The 24825-nt window shown below is 71.5% G+C and carries 24 protein-coding genes; 20 read left to right on the top strand and 4 right to left on the bottom strand.

All coding sequences use genetic code 11. From position 1 onward, the window contains the following. Positions 1-387: 387 nt before the first annotated feature. On the top strand, positions 388-2271 hold the full coding sequence (gene glmS / locus AB0C26_RS11545) for a glutamine--fructose-6-phosphate transaminase (isomerizing) (protein WP_360245456.1): 1884 nt from the start codon (positions 388-390) through the stop codon (positions 2269-2271). Between the two features lie 62 nt (positions 2272-2333). Here the strand turns inward: glmS and AB0C26_RS11540 are convergent, their stop codons facing one another. Together AB0C26_RS11540 and AB0C26_RS11535 are read right to left on the bottom strand one after the other, a co-directional pair. Next, on the bottom strand, positions 2334-3797 hold the full coding sequence (locus AB0C26_RS11540; RefSeq protein WP_360245453.1) for an alpha/beta hydrolase: 1464 nt from the start codon (positions 3795-3797) through the stop codon (positions 2334-2336). After that, positions 3794-4081: a hypothetical protein gene (locus tag AB0C26_RS11535; RefSeq protein WP_360245450.1), complete on the bottom strand. Its 288-nt coding sequence runs from the start codon at positions 4079-4081 to the stop codon at positions 3794-3796. The genes AB0C26_RS11540 and AB0C26_RS11535 overlap by 4 nt, the downstream gene beginning before the upstream one ends. 160 nt (positions 4082-4241) lie before the next feature. Here AB0C26_RS11535 and AB0C26_RS11530 point away from each other — a divergent pair, with 160 nt between their 5' ends. The 12 genes from AB0C26_RS11530 (at position 4242) to AB0C26_RS11475 (ending at position 15722) form a co-directional block, all read left to right on the top strand. Beyond that, a complete protein-coding gene (locus tag AB0C26_RS11530) occupies positions 4242-4610 on the top strand; it encodes a holo-ACP synthase (RefSeq protein ID WP_360245447.1) in 369 nt (122 codons plus the stop codon). Positions 4611-4682: 72 nt separating this feature from the next. After that, entirely contained in the window at positions 4683-6143 is a 1461-nt protein-coding gene (locus tag AB0C26_RS11525; RefSeq protein WP_360245444.1) for an NAD(P)H-hydrate dehydratase, read from the top strand. Between the two features lie 36 nt (positions 6144-6179). Next, on the top strand, positions 6180-7298 hold the full coding sequence (alr, locus tag AB0C26_RS11520; RefSeq protein ID WP_360245441.1) for an alanine racemase: 1119 nt from the start codon (positions 6180-6182) through the stop codon (positions 7296-7298). Next, positions 7295-8377: an alpha/beta hydrolase gene (locus AB0C26_RS11515; RefSeq protein ID WP_360245438.1), complete on the top strand. Its 1083-nt coding sequence runs from the start codon at positions 7295-7297 to the stop codon at positions 8375-8377. Before alr ends, AB0C26_RS11515 begins: the two co-directional genes overlap by 4 nt. Further along, positions 8377-8832 carry a tRNA (adenosine(37)-N6)-threonylcarbamoyltransferase complex ATPase subunit type 1 TsaE gene (tsaE, locus tag AB0C26_RS11510; RefSeq protein WP_360246532.1) on the top strand — a complete coding sequence of 152 codons (456 nt, stop codon included), beginning with the start codon at positions 8377-8379 and terminating at the stop codon, positions 8830-8832. Before AB0C26_RS11515 ends, tsaE begins: the two co-directional genes overlap by 1 nt. Before the next feature lie 14 nt (positions 8833-8846). Beyond that, the gene (gene ung / locus AB0C26_RS11505) at positions 8847-9539 is read left to right on the top strand and encodes a uracil-DNA glycosylase (protein WP_360245435.1); all 693 of its coding nucleotides are present in this window, start codon (positions 8847-8849) and stop codon (positions 9537-9539) included. A 30-nt stretch (positions 9540-9569) separates the two neighbouring features. Then, positions 9570-10427: a tRNA (adenosine(37)-N6)-threonylcarbamoyltransferase complex dimerization subunit type 1 TsaB gene (tsaB, locus tag AB0C26_RS11500; RefSeq protein ID WP_360245432.1), complete on the top strand. Its 858-nt coding sequence runs from the start codon at positions 9570-9572 to the stop codon at positions 10425-10427. Next, positions 10427-10864 (top strand): ribosomal protein S18-alanine N-acetyltransferase, encoded by a 438-nt coding sequence (rimI, locus tag AB0C26_RS11495; RefSeq protein WP_360245429.1) that lies wholly within the window; start codon positions 10427-10429, stop codon positions 10862-10864. Before tsaB ends, rimI begins: the two co-directional genes overlap by 1 nt. Further along, on the top strand, positions 10857-11906 hold the full coding sequence (gene tsaD / locus AB0C26_RS11490; RefSeq protein ID WP_360245426.1) for a tRNA (adenosine(37)-N6)-threonylcarbamoyltransferase complex transferase subunit TsaD: 1050 nt from the start codon (positions 10857-10859) through the stop codon (positions 11904-11906). The genes rimI and tsaD overlap by 8 nt, the downstream gene beginning before the upstream one ends. Before the next feature lie 9 nt (positions 11907-11915). Continuing rightward, positions 11916-12170 carry a hypothetical protein gene (locus AB0C26_RS11485; protein WP_360245423.1) on the top strand — a complete coding sequence of 85 codons (255 nt, stop codon included), beginning with the start codon at positions 11916-11918 and terminating at the stop codon, positions 12168-12170. A 52-nt stretch (positions 12171-12222) separates the two neighbouring features. After that, the gene (locus tag AB0C26_RS11480) at positions 12223-13914 is read left to right on the top strand and encodes an ABC transporter ATP-binding protein (RefSeq protein ID WP_360245420.1); all 1692 of its coding nucleotides are present in this window, start codon (positions 12223-12225) and stop codon (positions 13912-13914) included. Continuing rightward, on the top strand, positions 13911-15722 hold the full coding sequence (locus AB0C26_RS11475) for an ABC transporter ATP-binding protein (RefSeq protein WP_360245417.1): 1812 nt from the start codon (positions 13911-13913) through the stop codon (positions 15720-15722). Before AB0C26_RS11480 ends, AB0C26_RS11475 begins: the two co-directional genes overlap by 4 nt. A 10-nt stretch (positions 15723-15732) precedes the next feature. Here AB0C26_RS11475 and groL read toward each other — a convergent pair whose 3' ends face one another. Continuing rightward, positions 15733-17382, bottom strand: a complete 1650-nt coding sequence (groL, locus tag AB0C26_RS11470) for a chaperonin GroEL (RefSeq protein ID WP_360245414.1) — start codon at positions 17380-17382, stop codon at positions 15733-15735. A gap of 72 nt (positions 17383-17454) precedes the next feature. Continuing rightward, on the bottom strand, positions 17455-17769 hold the full coding sequence (gene groES, locus AB0C26_RS11465; protein WP_082771855.1) for a co-chaperone GroES: 315 nt from the start codon (positions 17767-17769) through the stop codon (positions 17455-17457). Positions 17770-17996: 227 nt separating this feature from the next. Between groES and AB0C26_RS11460 the strand changes: the two genes are divergently transcribed. From AB0C26_RS11460 to AB0C26_RS11430, 7 genes are all read left to right on the top strand, one after another. Beyond that, the gene (locus tag AB0C26_RS11460; RefSeq protein ID WP_360245409.1) at positions 17997-19166 is read left to right on the top strand and encodes a methyltransferase domain-containing protein; all 1170 of its coding nucleotides are present in this window, start codon (positions 17997-17999) and stop codon (positions 19164-19166) included. A gap of 73 nt (positions 19167-19239) precedes the next feature. Beyond that, a complete protein-coding gene (gene ybaK / locus AB0C26_RS11455; protein WP_360245406.1) occupies positions 19240-19725 on the top strand; it encodes a Cys-tRNA(Pro) deacylase in 486 nt (161 codons plus the stop codon). Between the two features lie 368 nt (positions 19726-20093). After that, the gene (locus AB0C26_RS11450) at positions 20094-21194 is read left to right on the top strand and encodes a substrate-binding domain-containing protein (RefSeq protein WP_360245403.1); all 1101 of its coding nucleotides are present in this window, start codon (positions 20094-20096) and stop codon (positions 21192-21194) included. Positions 21195-21355: 161 nt separating this feature from the next. Further along, positions 21356-22171 carry an ATP-binding cassette domain-containing protein gene (locus AB0C26_RS11445; RefSeq protein ID WP_360245400.1) on the top strand — a complete coding sequence of 272 codons (816 nt, stop codon included), beginning with the start codon at positions 21356-21358 and terminating at the stop codon, positions 22169-22171. Continuing rightward, a complete protein-coding gene (locus AB0C26_RS11440) occupies positions 22168-23424 on the top strand; it encodes an ABC transporter permease (protein ID WP_360245397.1) in 1257 nt (418 codons plus the stop codon). The genes AB0C26_RS11445 and AB0C26_RS11440 overlap by 4 nt, the downstream gene beginning before the upstream one ends. Positions 23425-23458: 34 nt before the next feature. After that, a complete protein-coding gene (locus tag AB0C26_RS11435; RefSeq protein WP_360245394.1) occupies positions 23459-24634 on the top strand; it encodes an ROK family transcriptional regulator in 1176 nt (391 codons plus the stop codon). A gap of 45 nt (positions 24635-24679) precedes the next feature. Further along, on the top strand, positions 24680-24823 hold the full coding sequence (locus AB0C26_RS11430; RefSeq protein WP_360245391.1) for a hypothetical protein: 144 nt from the start codon (positions 24680-24682) through the stop codon (positions 24821-24823). The last annotated feature ends 2 nt before the right edge of the window (positions 24824-24825 follow it).

Here is a 24825-nt window from a genome sequence, read left to right as displayed (position 1 = left end):
GGAGGCGGTGGCCGGGAACTCCGACGTCGGCGGGTAGTCGGGGTCCGGTGGCTGGGGGAGCGACGCGTACCCCGGACTGAAGGTCGGCGACGGCCGGTAGGGGTCCGGGGAGAGCGGGTCACCCGACGGGGTGGACCAGGGCTGTCCCGACACCGGCGAGGGCGTCGTCCGGTCGGGGTCCCGCTGCGGCTGGTCGGGCTGAGAATTGCTGCTCAACGTCTCTCCCGGGGCGAGCGCTGGTCAGATGTCCGTCAGCCGACGGTACGCCGGTGACGCCAGCCGATCGGCGGCGCCACCCGCCGTTCGGACCGTTTTGCGCATACCGCATGCTCGAAAGGGTGCTTCTCGAGCATGACGGATGAGCGGACGTCGGCTACAGTGCCCGTCATGTGTGGCATCGTGGGGTACGTCGGCGGTCGTCCGGCGCTCAGCATCGTTCTCGACGGCCTGCGCCGGCTGGAGTACCGCGGATATGACTCCGCCGGCGTCGCGGTCATCGACAGCGACACCGTTCTGACCGAGAAGAAGGCCGGCAAGCTCGCCAACCTGGAGAAGGCCCTGGCCGACCGGCCGTCCGACGAGATCGCCACCGGGCGTACGGCGATCGGGCACACCCGCTGGGCGACGCACGGCGGCCCGACCGACCGCAACGCGCACCCGCACCTGTCGGCCGACGGCCGGGTCGCCGTCATCCACAACGGCATCATCGAGAACTTCGGCCGCCTGCGCGCTTCGCTGGAGGCCGAGGGCATCGAGTTCACCAGCGACACCGACACCGAGTGCGCGGCCCACCTGCTCGCCGCCGAGGTGCGCAAGCTGCGCGAGTCCGGCGCCGTGGACGGCCCGCAGCTGCTGGCCGAGGCCATGCGCCGCACGGTCAGCCGCTTGGAGGGCGCGTTCACGCTGCTCGCCGTCGACGTCGAGGTGCCGAACGCGGTAGTCGCCGCCCGCCGCAACTCGCCGCTGGTCGTCGGCCGCGGCAAGGGCGAGAACTTCCTGGCCAGCGACGTGTCGGCCTTCATCGAGCACACCCGCGAGGCGATCGAGCTCGGCCAGGACCAGGTCGTCCTGATCACCCCGGACGCCATCGAGATCACCGGCTTCGACGGCTCGCCCGCCATCGGCCAGGAGTTCCACATCGACTGGGACGCCTCGGCCGCGGAGAAGGGCGGCTACGACTACTTCATGCTCAAGGAGATCGCCGAGCAGCCGCAGGCCATCGCCGACACCCTGCTGGGCCGCCTCTCCGACCGCGGCGAGATCGTGCTCGACGAGGTGCGCCTGACCGACCAGGACCTGCGCGACATCGACAAGGTCTTCATCGTCGCCTGCGGCACGGCCTACCACGCCGGCATGGTCGCCAAGTACGCGATCGAGCACTGGGTGCGCATCCCGTGCGAGGTCGAGCTGGCCAGCGAGTTCCGCTACCGCGACCCGATCCTGGACCGCTCGACCCTGGTGATCGCGATCAGCCAGTCCGGCGAGACCATGGACACCCTGATGGCGCTGCGCCACGCCAAGGAGCAGAAGGCCCGCGTCCTGGCCATCTGCAACACCAACGGCTCGACGATCCCCCGCGAGTCCGACGCCGTGCTCTACACCCACGGCGGCCCGGAGATCGCCGTCGCCTCGACGAAGGCGTTCCTGACCCAGCTCGTCGCCACCTACCTGATCGGCCTGCACCTGGCCCAGATCCGCGGCGTCATGTACGCCGACGAGGTCGCCGCCGTGGTCGAGAGGCTGCGCAGCACCCCCGACGCGCTGCGCGAGCTGCTCAACTCCATGGAGGACGTCCGCGCCCTGGCCCGCGACCTGAAGACCGCCTCGACGGTGCTCTTCATCGGCCGCCACGTCGGCTTCCCGGTGGCCCTGGAGGGCGCCCTGAAGCTCAAGGAGCTCGCCTACATGCACGCCGAGGGCTTCGCCGCCGGCGAGCTCAAGCACGGCCCGATCGCCCTGATCGACCAGGGCACCCCGGTCGTCTGCGTGGTGCCGTCCCCGGCCGGCCGCGGCGTCATGCGCGACAAGGTCGTCTCCAACATCCAGGAGGTACGGGCCCGCGGCGCCCGCACCATCGTGATCGCCGAGGAGGGCGACGACGACGTCCGCGCCTACGCCGACCACCTCATCACGGTCCCGCACACCCCCACGCTGCTCGCCCCGCTGATGACCACGGTCCCGCTGCAGATCCTGGCCTGCGAGATCGCCGCCGCCCGCGGCCACGACGTCGACCAGCCCCGCAACCTGGCCAAGTCCGTCACCGTCGAGTAACCACCGCGGCGGCACGCTCCCGAGGCCGCCCCGGCGCACACAGCGCCGGGGCGGCCTTCGCGTCATCGGGCAGTCCCCAAGGTGATGGCGGCCATAGTGTCCAGGGCGGGGTTTCCGGGGTTCCAGTAGCCGACATGGCCCTTCGGGTCGCTCGCGAAGACCCGGGCACCGAAGCCGGGATCGCTCGGGTTGCGGCCGAACCACAGGTCCTCCTCCGGGCGGCCGAAGGCGAGCCACGGGCCCACGAAGGGGACCGCGGCGGCCACGGCGAGGTCGCGGGCCAGGCCGGCCGGGGCGACCGGGACCCACTGGATCACGTCGTTGCGGGCGGTGGAGGACCACACCTCCCCGGACCGCAGGCGCAGGTCGCTCGCGGAGTCGACGCCGACGCCGGGCGAGCCCACGAAGACGACGCTGTCGGCGTCGAGCCCCGGTCCGGACGCCGCCCGGCCCACCACGAGCGAGCCGTAGCTGTGGCCGAGCACCGTCTGCCGCGCCGCTGGCCCCTCGTGGCCGGCCCGGAGCCCGTCCTGGAACCGCCGCAGAACCGGCGCGGCCGCCTCGGCCTGGCGTGAGCGGGCGGCCTCGTCGACGAAGTCGGGGGCGTCGTAGTCGAGCCACAGCACGGCGCTCGACGCGACCCGCGGGCCGAGCTCGGCGGCCCGCGTGACGACCCGCTCGGCCCGGGTCAGCTCGCCGCCGAAGGACGCCAGGTCGGCCGTCATCCCCGGCACCTGGGTGAGGACGTTCCCAGCCCGGTCCGGGTCGCCGAGAGCCACCACCGCCCGGCCCTCCCCGGCCAGGTCGAGCCGCAGCAGGTAGGCCCGCGGCCCGTCGCCGTCGGCCAGCCGGTCGCTCAGGGCGGCCAGCCCGTCGCGTACCGACCGCAGCCGGTCCCGATCGTCGCCGCGAGCGTAGGTGATGGCCCGATCGAGCTCGGCGCGCCGATTGTCGAGCAGCAGACGGTTGGCGATGTCGCGGTCGGCCGCCGGAACGCCGTCGAGCCCGGCCGGCACACCAGGCTCGGTGGCCAGCAACCACTGCCGCTGCGCCGGCGGCAGACCAGCCCACCATTCGTGGACCTCGGCGGGCGACGCCGTACAGTCCGGCCGCGCGCCGTCCGGCGGCTCGGCCGAGGCGTGAAAGGCATCGGTCAGCCGGCTGAAGTCCTCGGACGCCCGCAGGTCAGCGCGTGTGGCGACCGAGATCGCCGCGGCAAGCTGCCCGGTCACAAGACGCCGGGCGCGTTCCAGGGAGGCGGCGAACTCGCTCGCGAACTGGTCGGCCCGCCAGCAGTGGAGGCGGAACAGGACGAGCCGCCGGTGCAGGCCGCCGAGCCGGCTCGTGGCGGCGGTGGCCGCCGCGCCCGTCCAGGAGCGGCCCAGCGCCACCAGACGGGCGGCGAGCTCGGCCGCCAGCCGGCCGGCCAGGTCGGCCCAGCGGCGCCAGGACAGGGCGAGCGCCCGCCACCGGCCCGGATCGGTGACCCGGAGGCGGGCGTGGACCGTACCCGGATCGCTGGTCATCGGCTCAGCCTCAGGCGGGTGACGGCGCGGGCGTCGGCCAGTTCGTAATCGGCCGCGGCTGTCGCGATGTTCCGGGCGGTCTCGGTCACCTCGGCCCCGAGCAGGCTCAGGTGGTGGCGGGCCGTCTCGGCGGCCAGGGTGGCCGCGTCGGCCACGGCCCACCTCGGGGTGACGTCGGGAGCCGGGGCCCGGGCTGCTCCGGAGGTGATGCGGGACGCTGTGCCGGCCACGGCCGAGGCGTCGTGGCGCAGCTGATCGGTGTCGACTTCGAGATCGGGTTGCATCGGCGGCCTCCAGGCGGTGCGAAGGGATGCGCCGACGTTAGGGGCCGCCAGGCCTCCGTGGGCGGCCCTGTGGATATCCGCCGCGATCACGCAGCGGCGTTGTCCACAGGGCTTGAGAGCGGGCCTGCCTGGTGCTAAGCCCGCCCGTTAGGGTGGGCGAGTGATCGTGTCTGTCGGCATCGACGTGGTTCTGGTGGAGCGCTTCGCGCGCGCCCTCGACCGGACACCGCTGCTGGGGGTTCGGCTCTTCACCGAGGACGAGCGGCTGACCGGCTCGGGGAGCCCTCGCTCGGCCGAGTCGCTCGCGGCCCGCTTCGCGGCCAAGGAGGCGGTGGCCAAGGCCCTGGGTGCTCCGGCCGGGCTGCGGTGGCACGACTGCGAGATCGTCTCCGATCCCGACGGCCGCCCGTGGTTGACGGTTTCCGGTACGGTCGCCGCGGCCGCCACCGAGCGAGGGATCAACCGATGGCACCTCTCCCTGTCGCACGACGGGGGAATCGCCTCGGCGATGGTGGTCGCCGAGTCCTGACCAGCGCCGACGTAAAAGTGTCGTACCCACGGCATAGAACTCTCGGCACACACCGAGCGGCTGGAGGACGAGATGCGGCAGGCATGGCGGGTCGCCGACGTGCGGGCGGCCGAGAAGGCCCTGATGGCCACGCTGCCCGAGGGCACGCTCATGCGGCGGGCGGCCGCCGGGCTGGCCCGGCGCTGCGCGTTGCTGCTCGAGGAGAGCGGCGGCGTCTACGGCTCCCGGGTGCTGCTGCTGGTCGGCAGCGGCGACAACGGGGGTGACACGCTGTACGCCGGGGCCGCCCTGGCCCGGCGGGGCGCTCAGGTGCGCGCGCTGCTGCTGCGCCCCGAGCGGGTCCATCTGGCCGGCCTGGGCGCGCTGCGGAGTGCCGGCGGCTTCACCGTCCGCGACCTGCCCGACGGCGCCGATCTGGTGCTCGACGGCATCGTCGGGATCGGGGCGAGCGGTGGTCTGCGCCCACCGGCCACGGTGATCGTCGACGCCCTGGGCGGGCTGCGCGGGCGTACGGGCAAGCGGGCTCCGATCGTCGCCGTCGACGTGCCGAGCGGGGTCGCGGTCGACACCGGTGACGTTCCCGGCGAGGCCGTGACCGCTGATGTCACAGTCACCTTCGGCTGCTACAAACCGGCTCATTTCGTGGGTGCCGCGGCGCCGCGGTGCGGTCAGGTGGAGCTGGTCGACATCGGGCTCGGCCCGGTGCTGCGCGCCGACCCGGCCCTGCGGGTCCCCGACGCGGAGGACATCGCGGGTTGGTGGCCTCAGCCGGGGCCGGCCTCCGACAAGTACACCCGTGGAGTGGTGGGGGTGGCGACCGGCTCGGCGACCTATCCGGGCGCCGCGATCCTCTCGACGACCGGCGCGCTGGCCGGCCCGACCGGCATGGTGCGTTATGCGGGCAGCGGTCATCGGGAGGTGGTCCGCGCCCATCCGTCGGTCGTGGCGGTGCCCAAGGTGAACGATGCCGGCCGGGTGCAGGCGTGGGTGTGCGGCTCCGGTCTGGGCACCGACGAGGAAGCGCGCGTCGCACTGCGCAGCGTGCTCGCCACCTCGGTGCCGGTGGTGCTCGACGCCGACGCGCTGACCCTGCTGGTCGACGGCAAGCACGCCAAGGACCTGCGGCGCAACGCGCCCCTGGTGATCACGCCGCACGACGGGGAGTTCAAGCGGCTGGCCGGGGAGGCGCCCGGCGCCGACCGCGCGGGCAGCGCCCTGCGGCTGGCCTCGTGGATGAACGCGGTGGTGCTGCTCAAGGGTGACCGCACGATCGTGGCCACACCGGCGGGCGAGGTCTGGGTCAACCCGACCGGCTCCTCGGCGCTGGCCACCGCCGGCAGCGGCGACGTGCTGGGCGGGCTGCTCGGCTCGCTGCTGGCCGGCGGACTTCAGCCCGAGCGGGCCGCGGTGGCCGCCGCCTACGCGCACGGGCTGGCCGGCCGCCGGGCCGCCGCCGACGGCCCGGTGACGGCGCCCGACGTGGCCGCCGCCCTCCGGCCAGTCGTCGGCGACCTCCTGAGGGGTAAGCCGTAACGGGAATCGTCATACCGAATAAGTAGGCTGGGAATCATGTGGCAGGCCGAAGTCCGGGTCGATCTGGACGCAATCCGGGACAACGTCGCGTTGCTGCGCGCCCGCACCACCGCCGAGGTCATGGCGGTCGTCAAGGCCGACGGCTACGGGCACGGCATGGTGCCGGCGGCCCGGGCCGCGCTGGCCGGCGGGGCGACCTGGCTGGGCGTCGTGACCCTCGAGGAGGCGCTGGAGCTGCGGCGGGCCGGTATCGACGCGCCCGTGCTGTCCTGGCTGCATGTTCCCGGCCGACCGCTGCACGAGGCGGTGGCGGCCGACATCGATCTGAGCGCGGCGAGCCTGGAACTGCTCGCCGAGGTGGTCGCGGCCGCTCGCCGGGCGGAGCGGACCGCCCGCGTACATCTGAAGATCGACACGGGTCTGGCCCGCGGTGGCGCGACGCCCGCCGAGTGGCCGGCGTTGCTCGAGGCGGCGGCGAAAGCGCAGGCCGACGGCGACATCGACGTGGTCGGCGTGTGGAGCCACTTCGTCTACGCCGACGCTCCCGGCCACGAGACCATCGACCACCAGCTCGCCGTGTTCGCCGAAGGGCTGGCCACCGCCGAGCGGTTCGGCATCACCCCGCGGTACCGGCACATCGCCAACTCGGCCGCCACCCTCACCCGGCCCGACACCCACTTCGACCTGGTCCGCCCCGGCATCGCGGTCTACGGGCTGTCGCCGATCGCGGGGGAGACCTTCGGGTTGCGTCCCGCCATGACCGCGCGGGCCCGGGTCGCGCTCGTCAAGCGGGTCCCGGCGGGTCAGGGTGTGTCGTACGGGCACACGTATTTCACCGAGCGTGAGACGAGCCTCGCTCTGGTGCCGCTGGGGTACGCCGACGGCGTGCCGCGCCACGCCTCCAACTCGGGGCCGGTGCAGCTCGGCGGCAAGCGGCGGACGATCGCCGGCCGGGTCTGCATGGACCAGATCGTTCTCGACATCGGCGACGACCCCGTCGAGCCGGGCGAGGTGGCCACCCTGTTCGGGCCCGGCGACGACGGCGAGCCGACCGCCGACGACTGGGCCGCGGTGGTCGACACGATCAACTACGAGATCGTGACGCGCTTCGGCAGCGCGCGGGTGCCGCGGGTCTACGACGGGGATCAGGCATGAGCCCGGCGAAGGGATCGCGGCGGGCCAAACAGGTCGGCATCGCGGGCGCCGCGGTCGGTGTCGTCGCGGCCGGGCTGGCCACCGCGTTCGCCGTCGAGCGGGCCCTGGTGCGCCGCTCGGTGAACGCCCCCGGCGATCCCCACATCGACGAGCCCTTCGGCGACCAGCCGTTCGACCGCGAGCTGACGGTGACCGCGGCCGACGGCACCGACCTGCACGTGGAGATCGTCGAGCCGAAAAAGGGAAAGCCGGGAGCCAAGCCCACTGTCGTCTTCGTGCATGGCTTCGCGCTCGACATGGGCACCTTCTATTTCCAGCGCAAGGCGCTGACCGAGCGCGGCGATCAGCGTCTGGTCTTCTACGACCAGCCGGGTCACGGCAAGTCCAGCCGGCTCCAGTCGGGCGACTACGACATCGCCGCGCTGGGCAAGTCGCTGGCCGCGGTGCTCGACGCGACAGTGCCGGACGGGCACATCGTCCTGGTCGGCCACTCGATGGGCGGCATGACCATCATGGCGTTCGCGGAGCAGTATCCGGAGTGGTTCGGCGAACGGGTCACCGGCGTGGTGCTGATGTCCACCTCGGCCGGGCTGATCGACAAAGCCAAGATCGGCATTCCGTCCCTGGTCGCCCGGGCGAGCGCGCCGTTCTTCCCGCTCTGGGGCAAGGCGGCCCATCTCGGCGGCAGCCACATCGACCGGGCCCGGATGGTCTCGTCCGACCTCTCCTGGCTGCTGACCCGCCGGTACGGCTTCGGCGAGCCCAAGCCCAGCCCCTCCCTGGTCACGTTCGTGGAGAGCATGAACTCGAAGACCTCGGTCGAGACGCTGACGAAATATCTCCAGACGCTCTACACCCACAACCGCTTCCCGGCGCTGTCCGCCCTGCGGGGCGTGCCGGTGCTGGTCATCGTCGGCACGAAGGACTACCTGACGCCGGTCACCCACTCCGAGCAGATCTTGAAATACCTGCCCGAGGCGGAGCTGGTCAAGATCGAGAACAGCGGTCACGTGGTGATGCTGGAGAAGGCGGACGAGGTCGACGCCGTACTGCTGCGCTTCCTGGAGAAGGTCTCGTGATCAAGCTGCCGACGGTCGAGGACACGCACGCGTTCGGGCGGCGGCTCGCGGGAATCCTGCGCGCGGGTGACCTGGTGCTGCTCACCGGGCCGCTCGGGGCCGGCAAGACGGCCCTGGTGCAGGGCATCGCGGCCGGCCTCGGCGTGACCGACGCGATCACCTCGCCGACCTTCGTGATCGCCCGGGTCCATCGCGGGCGTACGCCGTTGGTGCACGCGGACGCGTACCGGCTGGGTGACAGTCCCGATCCCCGGGCCGAGATCGACGACCTCGACCTGGACGCCTCGGCCGACGACGCCGTCACCGTCGTCGAGTGGGGTGCCGGGATGGTCGAGCAACTGAACGACGAATACCTTCGGGTCCGCATCGACCGGCTGGACGACGACACGCGGGTGATCGAGTTGATCCCGCACGGCGGCGACTGGGCCGACCGCGTACAAACCTTGTCCCCCTAAAAGAAGGGAACACCGTGAATCTGGCGGAACTGCTGCCGGCCGACTGGCGAGCCGAGCTTGCCGGCTTTCTCGACGAGAAGGAGACGGCCGCGCTGGGTGAGTTCGTGGCGGCGGAGTACGCGGCGCACACGATCTATCCGCCGATCGAGGACCTGTTCGCGGCGTACCGGCTCTGCCCGCCGGAGCAGACCCGCGTGCTGATCCTGGGCCAGGACCCGTACCACGGCGCCGGCCAGGCGCACGGCCTGAGCTTCAGCGTGCGCGACGGGGTGCGGATCCCGCCGTCGTTGCGCAACGTGTTCAAGGAGCTGGCCGAGGACGTCGGCGTGGCGCCGCCGGCCAGCGGCGACCTGACCGGCTGGGCCCGGCAGGGTGTTCTGCTGCTCAACGCGGTTCTCACCGTCCGGGCGGGTGCCGCGGCGTCGCACGGCGGCAAGGGCTGGGAGGCGTTCACCGACGCGACGATCAAGGCGCTGAACGCGCGCGACGAGCGGGTCGTCTTCCTGCTCTGGGGTGGTTACGCGCGCAAGAAGGCCGCGCTGATCACCAATCCGGTGCACGCGGTGCTCGAGGCGGGCCACCCCAGCCCGCTCAACCCGAAGGGCTTCCGCGGTGCGCGCCCGTTCAGCGCGGCCAACAAGGCGCTGGCCGACGGCGGCCGTCCCCTGATCGACTGGGATCCGCGAGCCGAGCCGGTCGCCGGATAACGGATACCGCGGCGCGTTAGGGTCGGGGACGTGCTCGTACTGGCTCTGGACACCGCGACCCCCGCGTCGACGGCCGCCCTGGTGGAGGTCACCGCCGACCGCCTCACCGGGGTGGCCGAGCGGCGCACCGTCGACCCCCGCGCGCATGGGGAGAAGCTCGCGCCCGAGATCTCCGCCGTGCTCGATGAGGCGGAGATCCGGCCGGGTGATCTCGGCGCGATAGTCGCCGGGCTCGGGCCGGGGCCGTTCACCGGCCTGCGGGTCGGCCTGGCCACCGCCGCCAGCATGGGACAGACCTTGGGCATTCCCACGTACGGGGTGTGTTCGCTCGACGGGATCGGCCGCGCCGCCGGGCCGGGGCGGGTGCTGGTCGCCACCGACGCGCGGCGCCGCGAGGTCTACTTCGCGACCTATGTGGACGGTGTGCGGCTGTTCGGTCCCGAGGTGGCCAAGCCGGCCGACGTGGCCGAGGTGCTGGGTCAGGCGTACCGGAAAAGGACCAGTGAGGCGGCCGAGTCGGCCGCCCTGTCCGAGTCCGAGATCATCGAGTCGGCCACGGCGCTGGCCGGCGTCGAGGCCGCCCGGCTCGCGGCCGTCCTGGCCCGGGCCGAGATCGACGCGGTGGTCGACGACCCCGACGAGGACCGTGGCTACTGGGCCAAGAAGCTGCGGGCGTTCGACCGGGCGGCCGGTGAGGGCGCGCTCAAGTACGGGGATATTTTCGGCGTACCGGTGGAAGAGCATCTCCTCTACCCGCCCGGCGCGGCCCTCGTGGCCCTGGCCGCCGAGCGCATCCGCTCGGCCGCGCCCAGCGAGCAGCTGACGCCGCTCTATCTCCGCCGGCCGGACGCTGTCGAACCGGCCGGGCGCAAGCCGGTGCTCACCTGATGCGCATCGAGCGTTTCCGCTGGTGGCACATCGCCGACGTGCTGCCCATCGAGGCCGATCTGTTCGGCGACGAGAAATGGTCGCCGGCGATGTTCTGGAACGAGCTCGCCCAGCGCAACTTCTATCTGGTGGCGCTGGCCGGTGCGGACGAGGTGGCCGGCTACGCCGGTCTGTCCACCACGCCGGACGAAGCCTGGGTGCAGAACATCGCGGTCAAGCGCGACGGCCAGCGGCGCGGCACCGGCCGGGCCCTGCTCGAGGCGCTGCTGGCCGAGGCCGCCCGGCTCGGCATCAAGCAGACGCTGCTGGAAGTCGCGGTCGACAACGCGCCCGCCCAGCGGCTCTACGCCACGTACGACTTCGAGCCCGTCGGCATCCGGCGCGGCTACTACCAACCCAGCAACACGGACGCACTGGTGATGATGCGCAATGCCTGACGAACCCCTGGTCCTCGGGATCGAAACCTCCTGCGACGAGACCGGGATCGGCATCGTCCGCGGGCACACCCTGCTCGCCGACGCCCTGGCGTCCAGTGTGGACCAGCACGCTCGGTTCGGCGGTGTCGTGCCCGAGGTGGCCAGCCGCGCCCACCTCGAGGCCCTCGTGCCGACCATGCAGCGCGCGCTGGACGAGGCGAAGGTCACCCTGGCCGACATCGACGCGATCGCGGTGACCAGCGGGCCCGGTCTCGCGGGGGCGCTGCTCGTCGGGGTGGCGGCGGCCAAGGGGTACGCGGTGGCGGCCGACAAGCCGTTGTACGGGGTCAACCATCTCGCCGCGCACGTGGCCGTCGACACCCTGGAGCACGGCCCGTTGCCCGAGCCCGCCATCGCCATGCTGGTTTCCGGCGGGCACTCCTCGCTGCTGCTCGTCGACGACCTCACCAACGGCGTCAAGCCGCTGGGCGCCACCATCGACGACGCGGCGGGCGAGGCCTTCGACAAGGTGGCCCGCCTGCTCGGGCTGGGCTTTCCCGGCGGGCCCGTCATCGACCGTACGGCGAGGGACGGCTCCGCCTCGATCGCGTTCCCGCGCGGGCTGACCGCGGCCAAGGACCTCGCGGCGCACCGTTTCGACTTCTCCTTCTCCGGGCTCAAGACGGCCGTCGCCCGCTGGGTCGAGGCCCGGCAACGCGACGGCGATCCGGTACCGATCGCCGACGTGTCCGCCTCCTTCCAGGAGGCCGTGTGTGACGTCCTGACCGCCAAGGCGATCGACGCCTGCCTGACCCACGGCGTCCGCACGCTGGTGATCGGTGGGGGAGTGGCGGCCAACTCGCGCCTGCGGGTACTGGCCGAGGAGCGGGCCGCCAAGCACGGCATCGAGGTCCGCGTGCCCCGGCCGCAGCTCTGCACGGACAACGGGGCGATGGTGGCGGCCCTCGGCTCGCGGCTGGTCGCCGCCGGTGTGGCGCCCAGCCGTCTCGATCTGCCCGCCGATTCCGCGATGCCATTGACCTCGGTCAGCGTGGCGGGGTAGGAAGCGAACATGATCGCGCGGATGTGGGAGATACGGGCTTCCAAGAGCGGCTTCGACGAGCTGCTGACGTGGGTCTGTGACGTGGCCGTGCCGCGGATCGAGGTGCTTCCGCAGCACGTGTCGAGCGACGTCTACTCGTCCACCGACAACCGGATCGTCGTCATCTCGAAGTGGCGGAACACCCCCGAGAACCTGCCGGCGCCCCCGCCGAATCTCATCGCCCGGGCGCCGCACGTGTGGGATTTCAGCCCGGTCGACCGCTGAGGGGAAAACGCGTCGCGTTTTGTCGTACCCCCGCCGTAACGTCGGGGCCCTGATGCGACGACTACCCGATGCCGATCCCGGCACCCCCGACGGCCGGTCCCCGGTCCGCTATCTGCGATGGCTGATCCGGCGTGACCGGTTCGCCGTCTACACGGCGATCGTCATGGCCGTGCTCTGGATGCTCTGCCAGGCCGCCGTGCCCGCCGTGGTCGGCAAGGCGATCGACGCCGCCACCGACCACGACCGGCACGACCTTCTGATCTGGTCGCTGGCGCTGCTCGGGGCCGGTCTCGGTCAGGCGTGCTTCGGTGTGGTGCGCCATCGGTTCGCGGTCATCAACTTCCTCGGCGCGATGTTCCGGACCGTTCAGGTCACGGTCCGCCAGGCCGGGCGGCTCGGGTCGGCGCTCCCGCGCCGGCTCGACACCGGCGAGGTGGTCGCGATCGGCACCTCCGACATCCGCCAGATCGGCTCCGCCGTCGACATCACCGCCCGGGGCACCGGCTCGCTCATCGCCGTCGTCGCGGTGACGGTCATCCTGCTCACCACGTCGGTGCCGCTCGGCCTCGTGGTGGTGCTGGGCGTGCCGCTGCTGATGGCCATCGTGGGCCTGCTCATCCGCCCGCTGCACCGGCTCCAGCAGGCCTCCCGCGACCAGCAGGGCCTGCTCACCGGCCGCGCCGCCGATCTGGTGGGCGGCCTGCGGGTGCTGCGCGGCATCGGCGGCGAGGCGGTGATGGGCGAGCGCTACCGCGCCGAGTCGCAGCGGCTGCGGGCGGCCGGGGTGCGCACGGCCCGGGTCGAGTCGCTGCTCGAGGCCGCGCAGGTGCTGCTGCCCGGCATCTTCCTGGTGCTGGTCACGTGGCTCGGCGCGCGCTTCGCGCTCACCGGCCACATCACGGTGGGCCAGCTGGTCTCCTTCTACGCGTACGCCGCGTTCCTCGTCACGCCGCTGCGGCAGCTCACCGAGGCGATCGACAAGCTCACCCGCGGCCACGTCTCGGCGCGTCGCGTCGTCTCGATGCTGGCCGCGGAAACCGACCTGCCCGACCCGGCCGGGCCGCTTCCGGCGAGCCTGCTCGCCGGTGACCTGGCCGACCCGGAGTCCGGCGTGACGGTCCGGCCGGGCGAGGTCACCGCGATCGTCGCGGCGGTGCCGGCCGACGCTGCCGCCATCGCCGACCGCCTGGGGCGGTACGCCGAGGGCGCCACCGTCGGCGGGCACGCGCTGTCGTCGTTCGAGCTGGCCGCGGTCCGCGAGCGGATCCTGGTCGGCGACAACGACGCGCGGCTGTTCACCGGTCCGCTACGGTCCGATCTCGACCCGGCCGGCGACGACCGGCTCCCGGCCGCGCTGCACGCGGCGGCCGCCACCGACATCGTCGAGGCGCTGCCCGGCGGGCTCGACAGCGAGGTCGCCGAGCGGGGGCGTTCCTTCTCGGGCGGCCAGCAGCAACGGCTGCGGCTGGTCCGGGCCCTGGTCGCCGACCCCGACACGCTCGTGCTGGTCGAGCCGACCAGCGCGGTCGACGCGCACACCGAGGCGCGGATAGCCGACCGGCTCGCCGTGGCCCGGGCCGGGCGGACGACGGTGATCTGCACGTCCAGCCCGCTGGTGCTCGACCGCACCGACCGGGTGCTCTATGTGGAAGGGGGCCGGGTGGTCGCCACCGGCACCCACCGGGGGCTGTTGGAAAGCGAACCGGGCTACGCCCGGACGGTGCTGCGAGAGGACGCCGCGTGAGCAACCTGTTGCCGGTGGCCGACACGGCCCAGGTGCGGCGCTACGCCCGTGATCTCTTCCGGCGCTACCCGCGTGCCCTGACCATCGCGGTCGGGCTGCACGTGCTGGGTGCGCTGGCCGGGCTGGCCGGTCCGCCCCTGCTCGGCGACCTGGTCGAGGCGATCCGGCAGGGCAAGGGTGTCGGGGTGGTCGACAAACTGGCCGCGTTGATCGCCGGATTCGTCGTGCTGCAAGCGATTCTGGTGCGCTTCGCGCATCTGGCCTCGGCCCGGCTCGGTGAGCGGGTGCTCGCCCGGCTGCGCGAGGAGTTCGTCGACCGGGTGCTCGCCCTGCCGCTCTCCACAGTGGAACGGGCGGGCTCCGGTGACCTGCTGACCCGGACGACGCGTGACGTCGACGCCCTGTCGCGGTGTGTGCGGCTGGCCGTGCCCGAGACGATGATCGCGCTGATCACCGTCGTGCTCGTGGTGGGCGCGCTCATCGTGGTCACGCCCGTGCTGGCGCTCTCGCTGCTGGTCGCGGTGCCGATCCTGGTCGTCGGCACGAGGTGGTACCTGCGGCGCGCGCCGGCCGGCTATCTGCGACAGAACGCGGCCTATTCGACGGTCACCGACGGGCTGGCCGAGACGGTCGAGGGCGCGCGGACGGTCGACGCGCTGCGCCGTCAGCGGCAGCGGATCGAGCGCTCCGACGCCGACCTGGGCCAGAGCTGGGTGGCCGAGCGGTACACGCTGTTCCTGCGGATGGTGTGGTTCCCGGTGGTCGAGGCGGCGTACGTGCTGCCGGTGGTGGCGACGCTGGTCCTGGGCGGCTGGCTCTACCTGCGCGGCTCGATCTCGCTGGGGCAGCTCACGGCCGCGGTCATCTACGCGCAGATGCTGATCGACCCGCTCGACCGGCTGCTGAGCTGGCTCGACGAGTTGCAGATCGGCGGCGCGTCCCTGGCCCGCCTGCTCGGAGTCGAGGACGAGGCGCGGGAGAGCGTCCAGCTGCGGGCGGCGAAGGAGCCGGTGGGGACGCGTATCGAGGTCTCCGGCGTGCGGTTCTCCTATGTGGCCGGTCGCGAAGTGCTGCACGGCATCGATCTCACGCTCGAACCGGGGGAGCGGCTGGCCATCGTCGGGCCTTCCGGCGCCGGCAAGTCGACGCTGGGCCGGTTGCTGGCCGGGGTGCACGCACCGACCGGCGGCACCATCACGGTGGGCGGGGTGCCGCTGGGTGAGCTGCCGCTCGACCGGCTGCGCACCGAGGTGGCGCTGGTCAGCCAGGAACACCACGTGTTCATCGGCACGGTCCGCGACAACGTGGCCATGGTGCGGCCGGGCGCGGCGGACGACGAGGTGCGCGGGGCGCTTCAGGCGGTGCGCGCGCTGGAATGGGCCGAGGCCCTGCCGGACGGGCTCGAGACCGTGGTCGGCTCGGGCGGGCAGGCGCTGACGGCCGCGCAGGCGCAGCAGCTCGCGCTGGCCCGGCTCGTGCTGGCCGATCCGCACACGCTCGTCCTCGACGAGGCGACGTCACTGCTCGACCCGCGGGCGGCCCGCGATCTGGAGCGGTCGCTGGCGGCGGTGCTCCACGGCCGTACGGTCGTGGCCATCGCCCACCGGCTCTTCTCGGCGCACGACGCCGACCGGGTCGCCGTGGTCGAGGACGGCCGCATCACCGAGCTCGGCTCCCACGACGAGCTCGTGGCCGCCGGCGGCCCCTACGCGGCCCTGTGGCGCTCCTGGCACGGCGAGCGCGTCCCCGACCTGCTGGACGACGAGACCGAAAAGGGGCGCGCCCCGCAGGACGCGCCCCTTCGGTGATGCTGTCCGGTCAGAAGCCCGGGCCGTGCTGGTGGCCGTGGCCACCGTGGCTGTGGCCGTGACCGCCGGCGGCGGCGGGCTCCGGCTCGGCCGGCTTGTCCACCACGAGGCTTTCCGTGGTCAGCAGCAGGCCGGCGATCGAGACGGCGTTGGAGACCGCGTTGCGGGTCACCTTCACCGGGTCGAGGATGCCGGCCGCGGCCAGGTCCACGTACTCGTCGGTGGCCGCGTTGAGGCCGTGGCCCCAGCCCAGCTCGGCGACCTTGCCCACCACGACGTAACCGTCGTGGCCGGCGTTCTGCGCGATCCAGCGCAGCGGCTCCACCAGCGCCTTGCGGACGATCGAAACGCCGATCGCCTCCTCGCCGGTCAGGCCGAGGCCACCGTCGAGCTCCTTCGCCACCTGGGCGAGGGCGGCGCCACCGCCGGGCACGGTGCCCTCCTCGACGGCCGCCTTCGTCGCTGCGATGGCGTCCTCGATGCGGTGCTTGCGCTCCTTCATCTCGACCTCGGTCACGGCGCCGACCTTGATCACCGCGATGCCGCCGGAGAGCTTGGCCAGCCGCTCCTGGAGCTTCTCGCGGTCCCAGTCGGAGTCCGACGCCTCGATCTCCTTGCGGATCTGCGAGACCCGGTCGGTGACGTCGGACTTCTTGCCGCCACCGTCGACGATGGTGGTGTTCTCCTTGTCGACGACGATGCGCCGGGCGGTGCCCAGCGACTCGAGGCCGACCTGGTCGAGCTTGTAGCCGAGCTCGGGGGCGATGAGCTCGCCACCGGTGGCGATCGCCAGGTCCTGCAGGATCGCCTTGCGGCGGTCACCGAAACCGGGCGCCTTCACCGCGGCGACCTTGATGGTCTTGCGCAGCGCGTTCACCACCAGGGTGGAGAGCGCCTGGCCCTCGACGTCCTCGGCCACGATCAGCAGCGGCTTGCTGTTCTGGAGCACCTTCTCCAGCAGCGGGAGGAGTTCCTCGATGCTGGAGATCTTCTGGGTGGTGAGGAGGATGTACGCGTCCTCCAGCACCGCCTCCTGCGACTCGGCGTCGGTCACGAAGTTCGGCGAGATGAAGCCCTTGTCGAACTGCAGACCCTCGGTGACCTCGAGCTCGGTCGCCATGGCCGAGCCCTCCTCGACGGTGATGACACCGTCGCGGCCGACCCGGTCCATCGCCTCGGCGATCAGCTCGCCGATGGTGGCGTCCTGGGCCGAGATGGTGGCCACGTTCGCGATCGCCTTGTGGTCGGCGACCTCGACGGCCTTGCCGAGCAGCGCCTCCGAGACGACCTCGGCGGCCTTGTCCATGCCCCGCTTGAGCGAGATGGGGCTGGCACCCGCGGTGACGTTGCGCAGGCCCTCGCGCACCAGCGCCTGGGCGAGCACCGTCGCCGTGGTGGTCCCGTCGCCGGCGACGTCGTTGGTCTTCGTCGCCACCTCCTTGACCAGCTGGGCACCGAGGTTCTGGTACGGGTCGGTGAGCTCGATCTCCTTGGCGATGGTGACACCGTCGTTGGTGATCGTGGGAGCGCCGAACTTCTTGTCGAGGACGACGTTGCGGCCGCGCGGGCCGAGGGTGACCTTGACCGTGTCGGCGAGCGAGTTGACCCCGTGCTCGAGCAGGTGACGGGCGTCGTCCGAGAAGCTGAGAATCTTCGCCATGTTTAAGGTCCCTTCACGCACCACCGCCCTGACCCGTGATCACGGGCCAGGGCGGTCAGCACTGTCAGTAGGTCACTTCTCGATGACCGCGAGGACGTCGCGGGCGGAGAGCACCAGGTACTCCTCGCCGGCGTACTTGACCTCGGTGCCGCCGTACTTCGAGTAGAGGACCGTCTCGCCGACCTTGACGTCAACCGGGATGCGGTTGCCCTTGTCGTCGATGCGGCCGGGGCCCACAGCGAGGACGGTGCCCTCCTGCGGCTTCTCCTTGGCGGTGTCGGGGATCACGATGCCCGACGCCGTGGTCGTCTCAGCCTCGTTCGCCTGGACCACGATGCGGTCCTCGAGCGGCTTGATCGCAACCTTGGTCGCGGTAGTCACGGGCATACCCTCCTGGGTACAGGTTTCGCCGGCCACGGTGATGGCCGGTCTGATGCCTCATGCCACCGGGCGGGGCCGTCGTCGCGGGTGCCGGTCCGCCTGGTGCCTCACCGCGCGCCCGGATGGCCGCGCGGTTGGCACCCTCAGGATGAGAGTGCTAATCGGAGGTTAGGCCGGAACTAGCACTCCGTCAACCAGAGTGCCAATGAAGTCGCACGGGGGAGAATGCCTGCGTGACTGCGGAATCGACGGCCCTGCTGCGTACCCCCGAAGGGGTGAAGGCGCTGGACAGCGCGATGGAGGTCGCCGGAAGTGATCCGCTCGCGGCCGCTTCGGCACTGCGGTCCCGCGGCGTCCCGCCGGACCTGGCCGCGGCCGCGCTGACCCAGGTCGAGCTGCGCCGTCGCGCGGTGGGGAAGTTCGGCGCCGACGCGGCGTCGATGTTCTTCACCCGGGCCGGCCTGGAACAGGCGACGCGGGCCGTCGTCGCCGAGAGGCGGGCGAGGCGCCTCGCGGCGGCCGGGGTCCGGACCTTGGCCGATCTGGGCTGCGGGCTGGGCTCGGACGCGCTGGCGGCGGCGAGGTTCGGGATTTCGGTGTACGCCGTGGAAGCCGATCCGGAGACAGCGGCGATGGCCGCCGCCAACGCGGAGGCGCTGGGCCTGGACGTACGGGTGGAATGCGCCGACGCGACGTCGGTGCCGGTCGAGCGGTACGACGCGGTCTTCGCCGACCCGGCCCGCCGGAAGGCCGGCCGCGGCCGGGTGTTCGATCCCCGGTCGTACTCACCGCCCTGGGATTTCATCGCCTCTCTGCCCGAGCGCGTGCCGCGCACCGTCCTGAAGCTGGCGCCCGGCATCGACCACGACCTCTTGCCGCCCGGCGCCGAGGGCGAGTGGACCAGCGTCGACGGCGATCTGGTCGAGGCCGCCTTCTGGTGCGGCCCGCTGGCCGAGGTCCCGCGCCGAGCGGTGTTGCTGCGCGAGCGGGCGTCCGAACTGACGGGTACCGGAGCTGAGAAGGCTCCGGTGGGCCCGGTCGGTGCCTTCCTGTACGACCCGGACCCCGCTGTCGTCCGGTCGCACCTCGTGGCCGAGCTCGCCGACGGGCTCGGCGCCCGGCTGGGGGACCCGGAGATCGCGTATCTCTACACCGATGGCCCGGTGGAGACCCCCTTCGCCCGGCGGCTCGAGATCACCGATGTGCTGCCGTTCTCGCTCAAGCGGCTGCGGGCTCTGCTGCGCGAGCGCGGCGTCGGGCGGCTGGAGATCCGCAAGCGCGGCTCGGCCCTGGAGCCCGAGCAGCTGCGCCGAGACCTGCGGCTGGCCGGGCCGAACGGCGCGTCGCTGGTGCTGACCCGCGTCGCGGGGGCGCCGACTGCCCTCCTGTGCCGGGCGATCTGACCCCTACGGGCACGAAATCTCATGTGATCAACGAGTCACGCAGGGAGATTCGTCACGGTAGTACGGTTCCGGCATGGCGAAGAAGGCCGCTGCCGGAACCCCGGCCACCGCGTTGCTGACCTCTCGGAAGGTCGAGCACACGCTGCATCCGTACGACGTGTCCCCGGACGCGCCGAACTATGGCGCGCTCGTCGCGGAAGCGCTCGGTGTCGAGCCGCGGAAGGTCTTCAAAACTCTGGTCGCGGACGTCGACGGGGCGCTGGTCGTGGGGGTCGTGCCGGTCACCGGGGACCTCGACCTCAAGGCGCTGGCGCACGCCGCCGGCGGCAAGCGGGCCACCCTCGCCGACCGGGCCGCGGCCGAGCGCAGCAGCGGCTACGTGCGCGGCGGCATCAGCCCGCTCGGGCAGCGCAAGAAGCTGCCGACGGTGGTGGACGACTCGGCGCTCGCGCTTGATCTGATGTTCATCTCGGCGGGCCGGCGCGGGCTTCAGGTGAGCCTGGCGCCGGGGGATCTCATTCGCCTCAGCGACGCGGTAACCGCTCAGATCCGGAAATAACGTCCGGCGAGCGCGCGCCGTTACGACAACGTTACGCGCCGGGTGGATCTTTCTCCTGAGAACGGTCCAGATCGGGCGCCGGGCTGACTTAGCGTCACGGAGTGAGCGTCGTTAGCGATCTTGCTCAGCTGGTCTCTTGGCCCTCACCAGGGCCGAAGTCCCTGTATCACCGCCGTGTTGCCGGATTGTTATCCCCGGTTACGAGATCGGCTGGCGTCACCGCTTGTGCTACCGGTCGCAACGGGAATACGTTGCCGGACACAACAAACTAGATCCTGATCACACGGCGTCTCGGGGAGCGACACTCCCGACAACGCAGAACATCGAATCCGATCGAAGGCCCGGATTTACCCGAAAGGACACAAGGAATGCGTAAGGGACTGTTCGCCCTTGCCGCGGTTGGCCTGCTGGCCACCGGCAGCGTCGCCGCCTGTGGCGACGACAAAGGCAGCGACTCCGGTAGCGGCAACTCGAGCTCGGCCGGCAAGGTCGGCGTGATCCTGCCCGACACCAAGAGCTCGCAGCGGTGGGGCACCGACGACCCGAAGTTCCTCAAGGCGGCGTTCGAGGCGGCCGGGGTACAGGTCGACATCCAGAACGCGCAGGGTGACAAGACCGCGTTCCAGACCATCGCCGACGGCATGATCTCCAGCGGCGTCAAGGTTCTGATGATCGTCAACCTCGACTCCGGCACCGGTAAGGCCGTCCTCGAGAAGGCCAAGAAGGCCGGCATCGCGACGATCGACTACGACCGTCTCACGCTGAGCGGCGGCGCGGACTACTACGTGTCGTTCGACAACGTGAAGGTCGGCGAGCTCCAGGGCCAGGGCCTGGTCGACTGCCTGACCGAGAAGAAGGCCGTCAAGCCGGTCGTCGCCGAGCTCAACGGCTCCCCGACCGACAACAACGCGACCCTCTTCGCGCAGGGCTACAACTCGGTCCTCGACCCGAAGTACGCGGACGGCACCTTCACCAAGGGCCCGAACCAGGACGTTCCGGACTGGGACAACGCGCAGGCCGGCACCATCTTCGAGCAGATGCTGACCTCCAACAAGAACATCAAGGGCGTTCTGGCGGCGAACGACGGTCTCGGTAACGCGGCCATCTCGGTGCTGAAGAAGAACAAGCTCAACGGTCAGGTCCCGGTCACCGGCCAGGACGCGACCGTTCAGGGTCTGCAGAACATCCTCGCCGGCGACCAGTGCATGACGGTCTACAAGGCGATCAAGAAGGAGGCCGACGCGGCCGCCGAGCTGGCGATCGCGCTCTCCAAGGGCCAGAAGCCGACCTCGGCCACCGGCACCACCAAGGACCCGGAGTCGGGCGCCTCGGTTCCGTCCGTGCTGCTGACCCCGCAGTCGATCACCAAGGCGAACGTCAAGGACGTCATCACCGACGGCTTCGTCACCAAGGACGCGGTCTGCACCGCCGACTTCGCGAAGGCCTGCACTGAAGCGGGTATCAGCTGACCCCAGCTGATATCGGGCTAGTCCCGAAATCCTGACGACGGCGCCGCTTGCTTCCGATAGAGGAAGCGGGCGGCGCCAGAGTCAGGTGCCCCCCACCCTGCCGCCCCGGGCGACCCCCGCCGTGGGCGGCAAAACCGGTCACTCAGCGAAGGAGAAACACCGTGGCCGCGACACCCCTCCTGGAGCTCAGCGGGATCAATAAAGGCTTTGGTCCCGTTCAGGTCCTGCACGACGTCGGCTTGAGCGTCTACCCCGGCGAGGTCACCGCTCTCGTCGGCGACAACGGCGCCGGCAAGTCGACGCTGGTCAAGTGCATCAGTGGCATCTACCAGATCGACTCCGGCACGGTGACCTTCGAAGGTAACCCGGTCTCGATCAGTGGCCCGAGCGACGCCTCGGGTCTCGGGATCGAAGTCGTCTACCAGGACCTCGCGCTCTGCGACAACCTGGACGTGGTCCAGAACATGTTCCTGGGCCGGGAGAAGAAGCGGGGCATCGTCCTCGACGAGCCCACCATGGAGCAGATGGCCGGCGACGCGCTCGCCAGTCTGTCGGTGCGCACCCTGAAGTCGCTGCGGCAGCTGGTCGCCAGCCTCTCCGGTGGGCAGCGGCAGACCGTGGCGATCGCCAAGGCCGTGCTCTGGAACTCCAAGGTCGTCATCCTGGACGAGCCGACCGCCGCCCTCGGCGTGGCGCAGACCGCCCAGGTGCTCGAGCTGGTGCGCCGCCTGGCCGACAACGGCCTCGGCGTCGTGCTGATCTCGCACAACATGAACGACGTGTTCGCGGTCTCGGACCGGATCGCGGCGCTCTACCTCGGCCGCATGGCGGCCCAGGTCAAGACGACCGATGTGACCCACTCGCAGGTCGTCGAGCTGATCACTGCCGGCCGCAGTGGCAACATCGGCCTGCCTCCCGAGAAGCCCGCGGACTTCAACGGCGACGCCGTCGACATCACGCCGGGAGGCGACAAGTGAGCACCACCACGACCACTACGGCCGGCGGCGTCAAGGTCGTCAAGCCGACCGTCAACAGCTACATCCGCGACTACTGGGGCCGGATCCGCGGCGGTGACCTGGGCACCCTGCCGGCCATCCTCGGCCTGGTCGTCCTGAGCCTGATCTTCGGTGTCTCGACCGACACCTTCTTCAGCGAGCTCAACTTCGCGAACCTGTTCAACCAGAGCGCCCAGGTCGTCTTCATCGCCATGGGCCTGGTCTTCGTCCTGCTGCTGGGCGAGATCGACCTGTCCGCCGGTTTCACCAGCGGTCTCTGTGGCGCCGTCGCGGCCGTCCTGCTGACCAACCACGGCTGGGACTGGTACACCGCGATCCCGGCCGCGCTGGTCACCGGTCTCGTGATCGGTTTCGTGCTCGGCTTCCTGGTCGCGAAGATCGGCATCCCGTCGTTCGTCGTCACCCTGGCCGCCTTCCTCGGCTTCCAGGGCCTGCTGCTCGTGCTGCTCGGTGGCGGCACGAACGTCTCGACGCGCAACGAGTTCTTCAACTCGCTCAACAACGACAACCTGTCGGTTGCCTGGAGCTGGATCCTCTGCCTCGTCGCGGTCATCGGCTACGCCGCGGTCCAGCTGCTCAACCTGCGCAGCCGGGCCAAGCGCGGCCTGGTCACCGACCCGATCGGCGTCGTCGCGGCCCGCATCGGCGGCCTCGCGGTCCTGCTGATCGCGGCCACCGCGATCCTCAGCCAGGAGCGCGCGATCAACCCGGCGATCAACTCGCTCAAGGGCGTGCCGATCGTCGTCCCGATCATGGGTGTCTTCCTGGTCCTGTGGACGTTCGTCCTGGGCCGTACGGCTTACGGCCGGCACGTCTACGCGGTCGGCGGCAACACCGAGGCGGCCCGCCGGGCCGGCATCAAGGTCGACCGGATCCGCATCTCGGTCTTCGTGATCGGCTCGTTCATGGCCGCGATCGGCGGCATCATGGCCGTCAGCCGGGCCAGCTCGGTCGACCCGAACACCGGTGGCAGCAACATCCTGCTCTACTCGGTGGGCGCGGCCGTCATCGGCGGTACCAGCCTCTTCGGCGGTAAGGGCAAGATCATCAACGCCGTCATCGGTGGCGCGGTGATCGCCGTGATCGACAACGGCATGGGCCTGCTGGGCTTCAGCGCCGGCACCAAGTACATCGTGACCGGCCTGATCCTGCTCGTCGCCGCCAGCGTCGACGCCCTCGCCCGGCGCAGAGCGGCCGCTACCGGCAACCGATGAGCCGGACCATCCTGGGTACGGGGACGGCGCGCTGATGCGGGCCGGCCCCAGCCAGGAGGAGGTGCGGCGGCACAACCTCGGGACCCTGTTGCGTTACGTGCACGTGCACGGCGCCACGTCCCGGGCGGAGCTGACGAGCCTGCTCGGTCTCAACCGCAGCACCATCGGGGCCCTGACCGCCGAGCTGACCACCGCAGGGCTGGTCAGCGAGGCGGCACCACGTGAGACCGGCCGGGCCGGGCGACCGTCGCTGGTCGTCCGGCCCGAGTCGTCGAAGGTCTACGCGTACGCCCTCAGCATCGAGGTGGACCGCCTGCGCGCGGCCCGGGTCGGCCTCGGCGGCCGCATCCTGGACCGCCGCGAGGCGCATCGGCCGCGCGGCATGCAGGTGCTCGACGCGGTGCAGCCGCTGGCCGGCTTCGTCCACGACATGCGCGAGGACGTCCCCGACGACGCGCGCTACGTGGGCACCGGGGTCGCGGTGGCCGGCATGGTCCGCCGCGCCGACGGCGTGGTGCGGCTGGCCCCGACGATCGGCTGGGTCGAGGAGCCGGTCGGTGAGGCGCTCGGCGCCGAGCTCGGCGACGCCGGCAAGCTCACCGTCGGCAACCACGCGGACGTCTCGGCCCTGGTCGAGCACAGCCGCGGCGCCGCCGTCGGCTGCGACAACGTCATCTACCTCTACGGCGACGTCGGTGTCGGCGCCGGCATCATCGCCGACGGTCACCGGGTCGCCGGTCACGGCGGCTACGGCGGCGAGGTCGGCCACATGGTGGTCAACCCGTACGGCCGCGAGTGCAGTTGCGGCTCGCGCGGCTGCTGGGAGACCGAGATCGGCGAGTACGCGCTGCTCAAGCACGCGGGACGCGGCGATCGGAGCGGTCGCGAGGCCGTGCTGGGCGTGGTCGACGCGGCCATGCGCGGCGACAGCCAGGCCCAGTTCGCCGTCCGGCAGGTCGGCGACTGGATCGGCTTCGGCGTCGGCAACCTGGTCAACATCTTCAACCCGGAAGCCGTGATCTTCGGCGGCACGCTGCGCGACGTCTACCTGGTCGCCGCCGCGCAGATCCGCAGCCGGCTCACCTCGATCGCGCTGCCCGCCTGCCGGGAGCACATCCGCCTGCGTACCCCCGAACTGGGCGACGACGCGGCCCTCATCGGCGCCGCCGAGCTCGCTTTCGAACATCTCCTCAGGGACCCGGTCGGCTGAGACCGGGGCCCCTGAGGCCCTTCAAGATCGTCTAAGCTGCGCGCCATGCCCGCAGAGGTGCTGTTCGATCCGGCCGCCGCCTACCCCGAGGCCGGGATCGCGCGGACGGCGATGGCCGCGCGCGACTGGGAAAAGCCCGCTCCACGGTCGACGAGCTGCCGGCCGCCGGCACGGCCTTCGCGGCGTTGAAG

It is taken from the genome of Actinoplanes sp. NPDC048796, assembly GCF_040650035.1.
Lineage (GTDB): Bacteria > Actinomycetota > Actinomycetes > Mycobacteriales > Micromonosporaceae > Actinoplanes.
The sequence above is the reverse complement of the archived record's forward strand: the minus strand, read 5'-3'. Positions and strand labels throughout refer to the sequence as shown.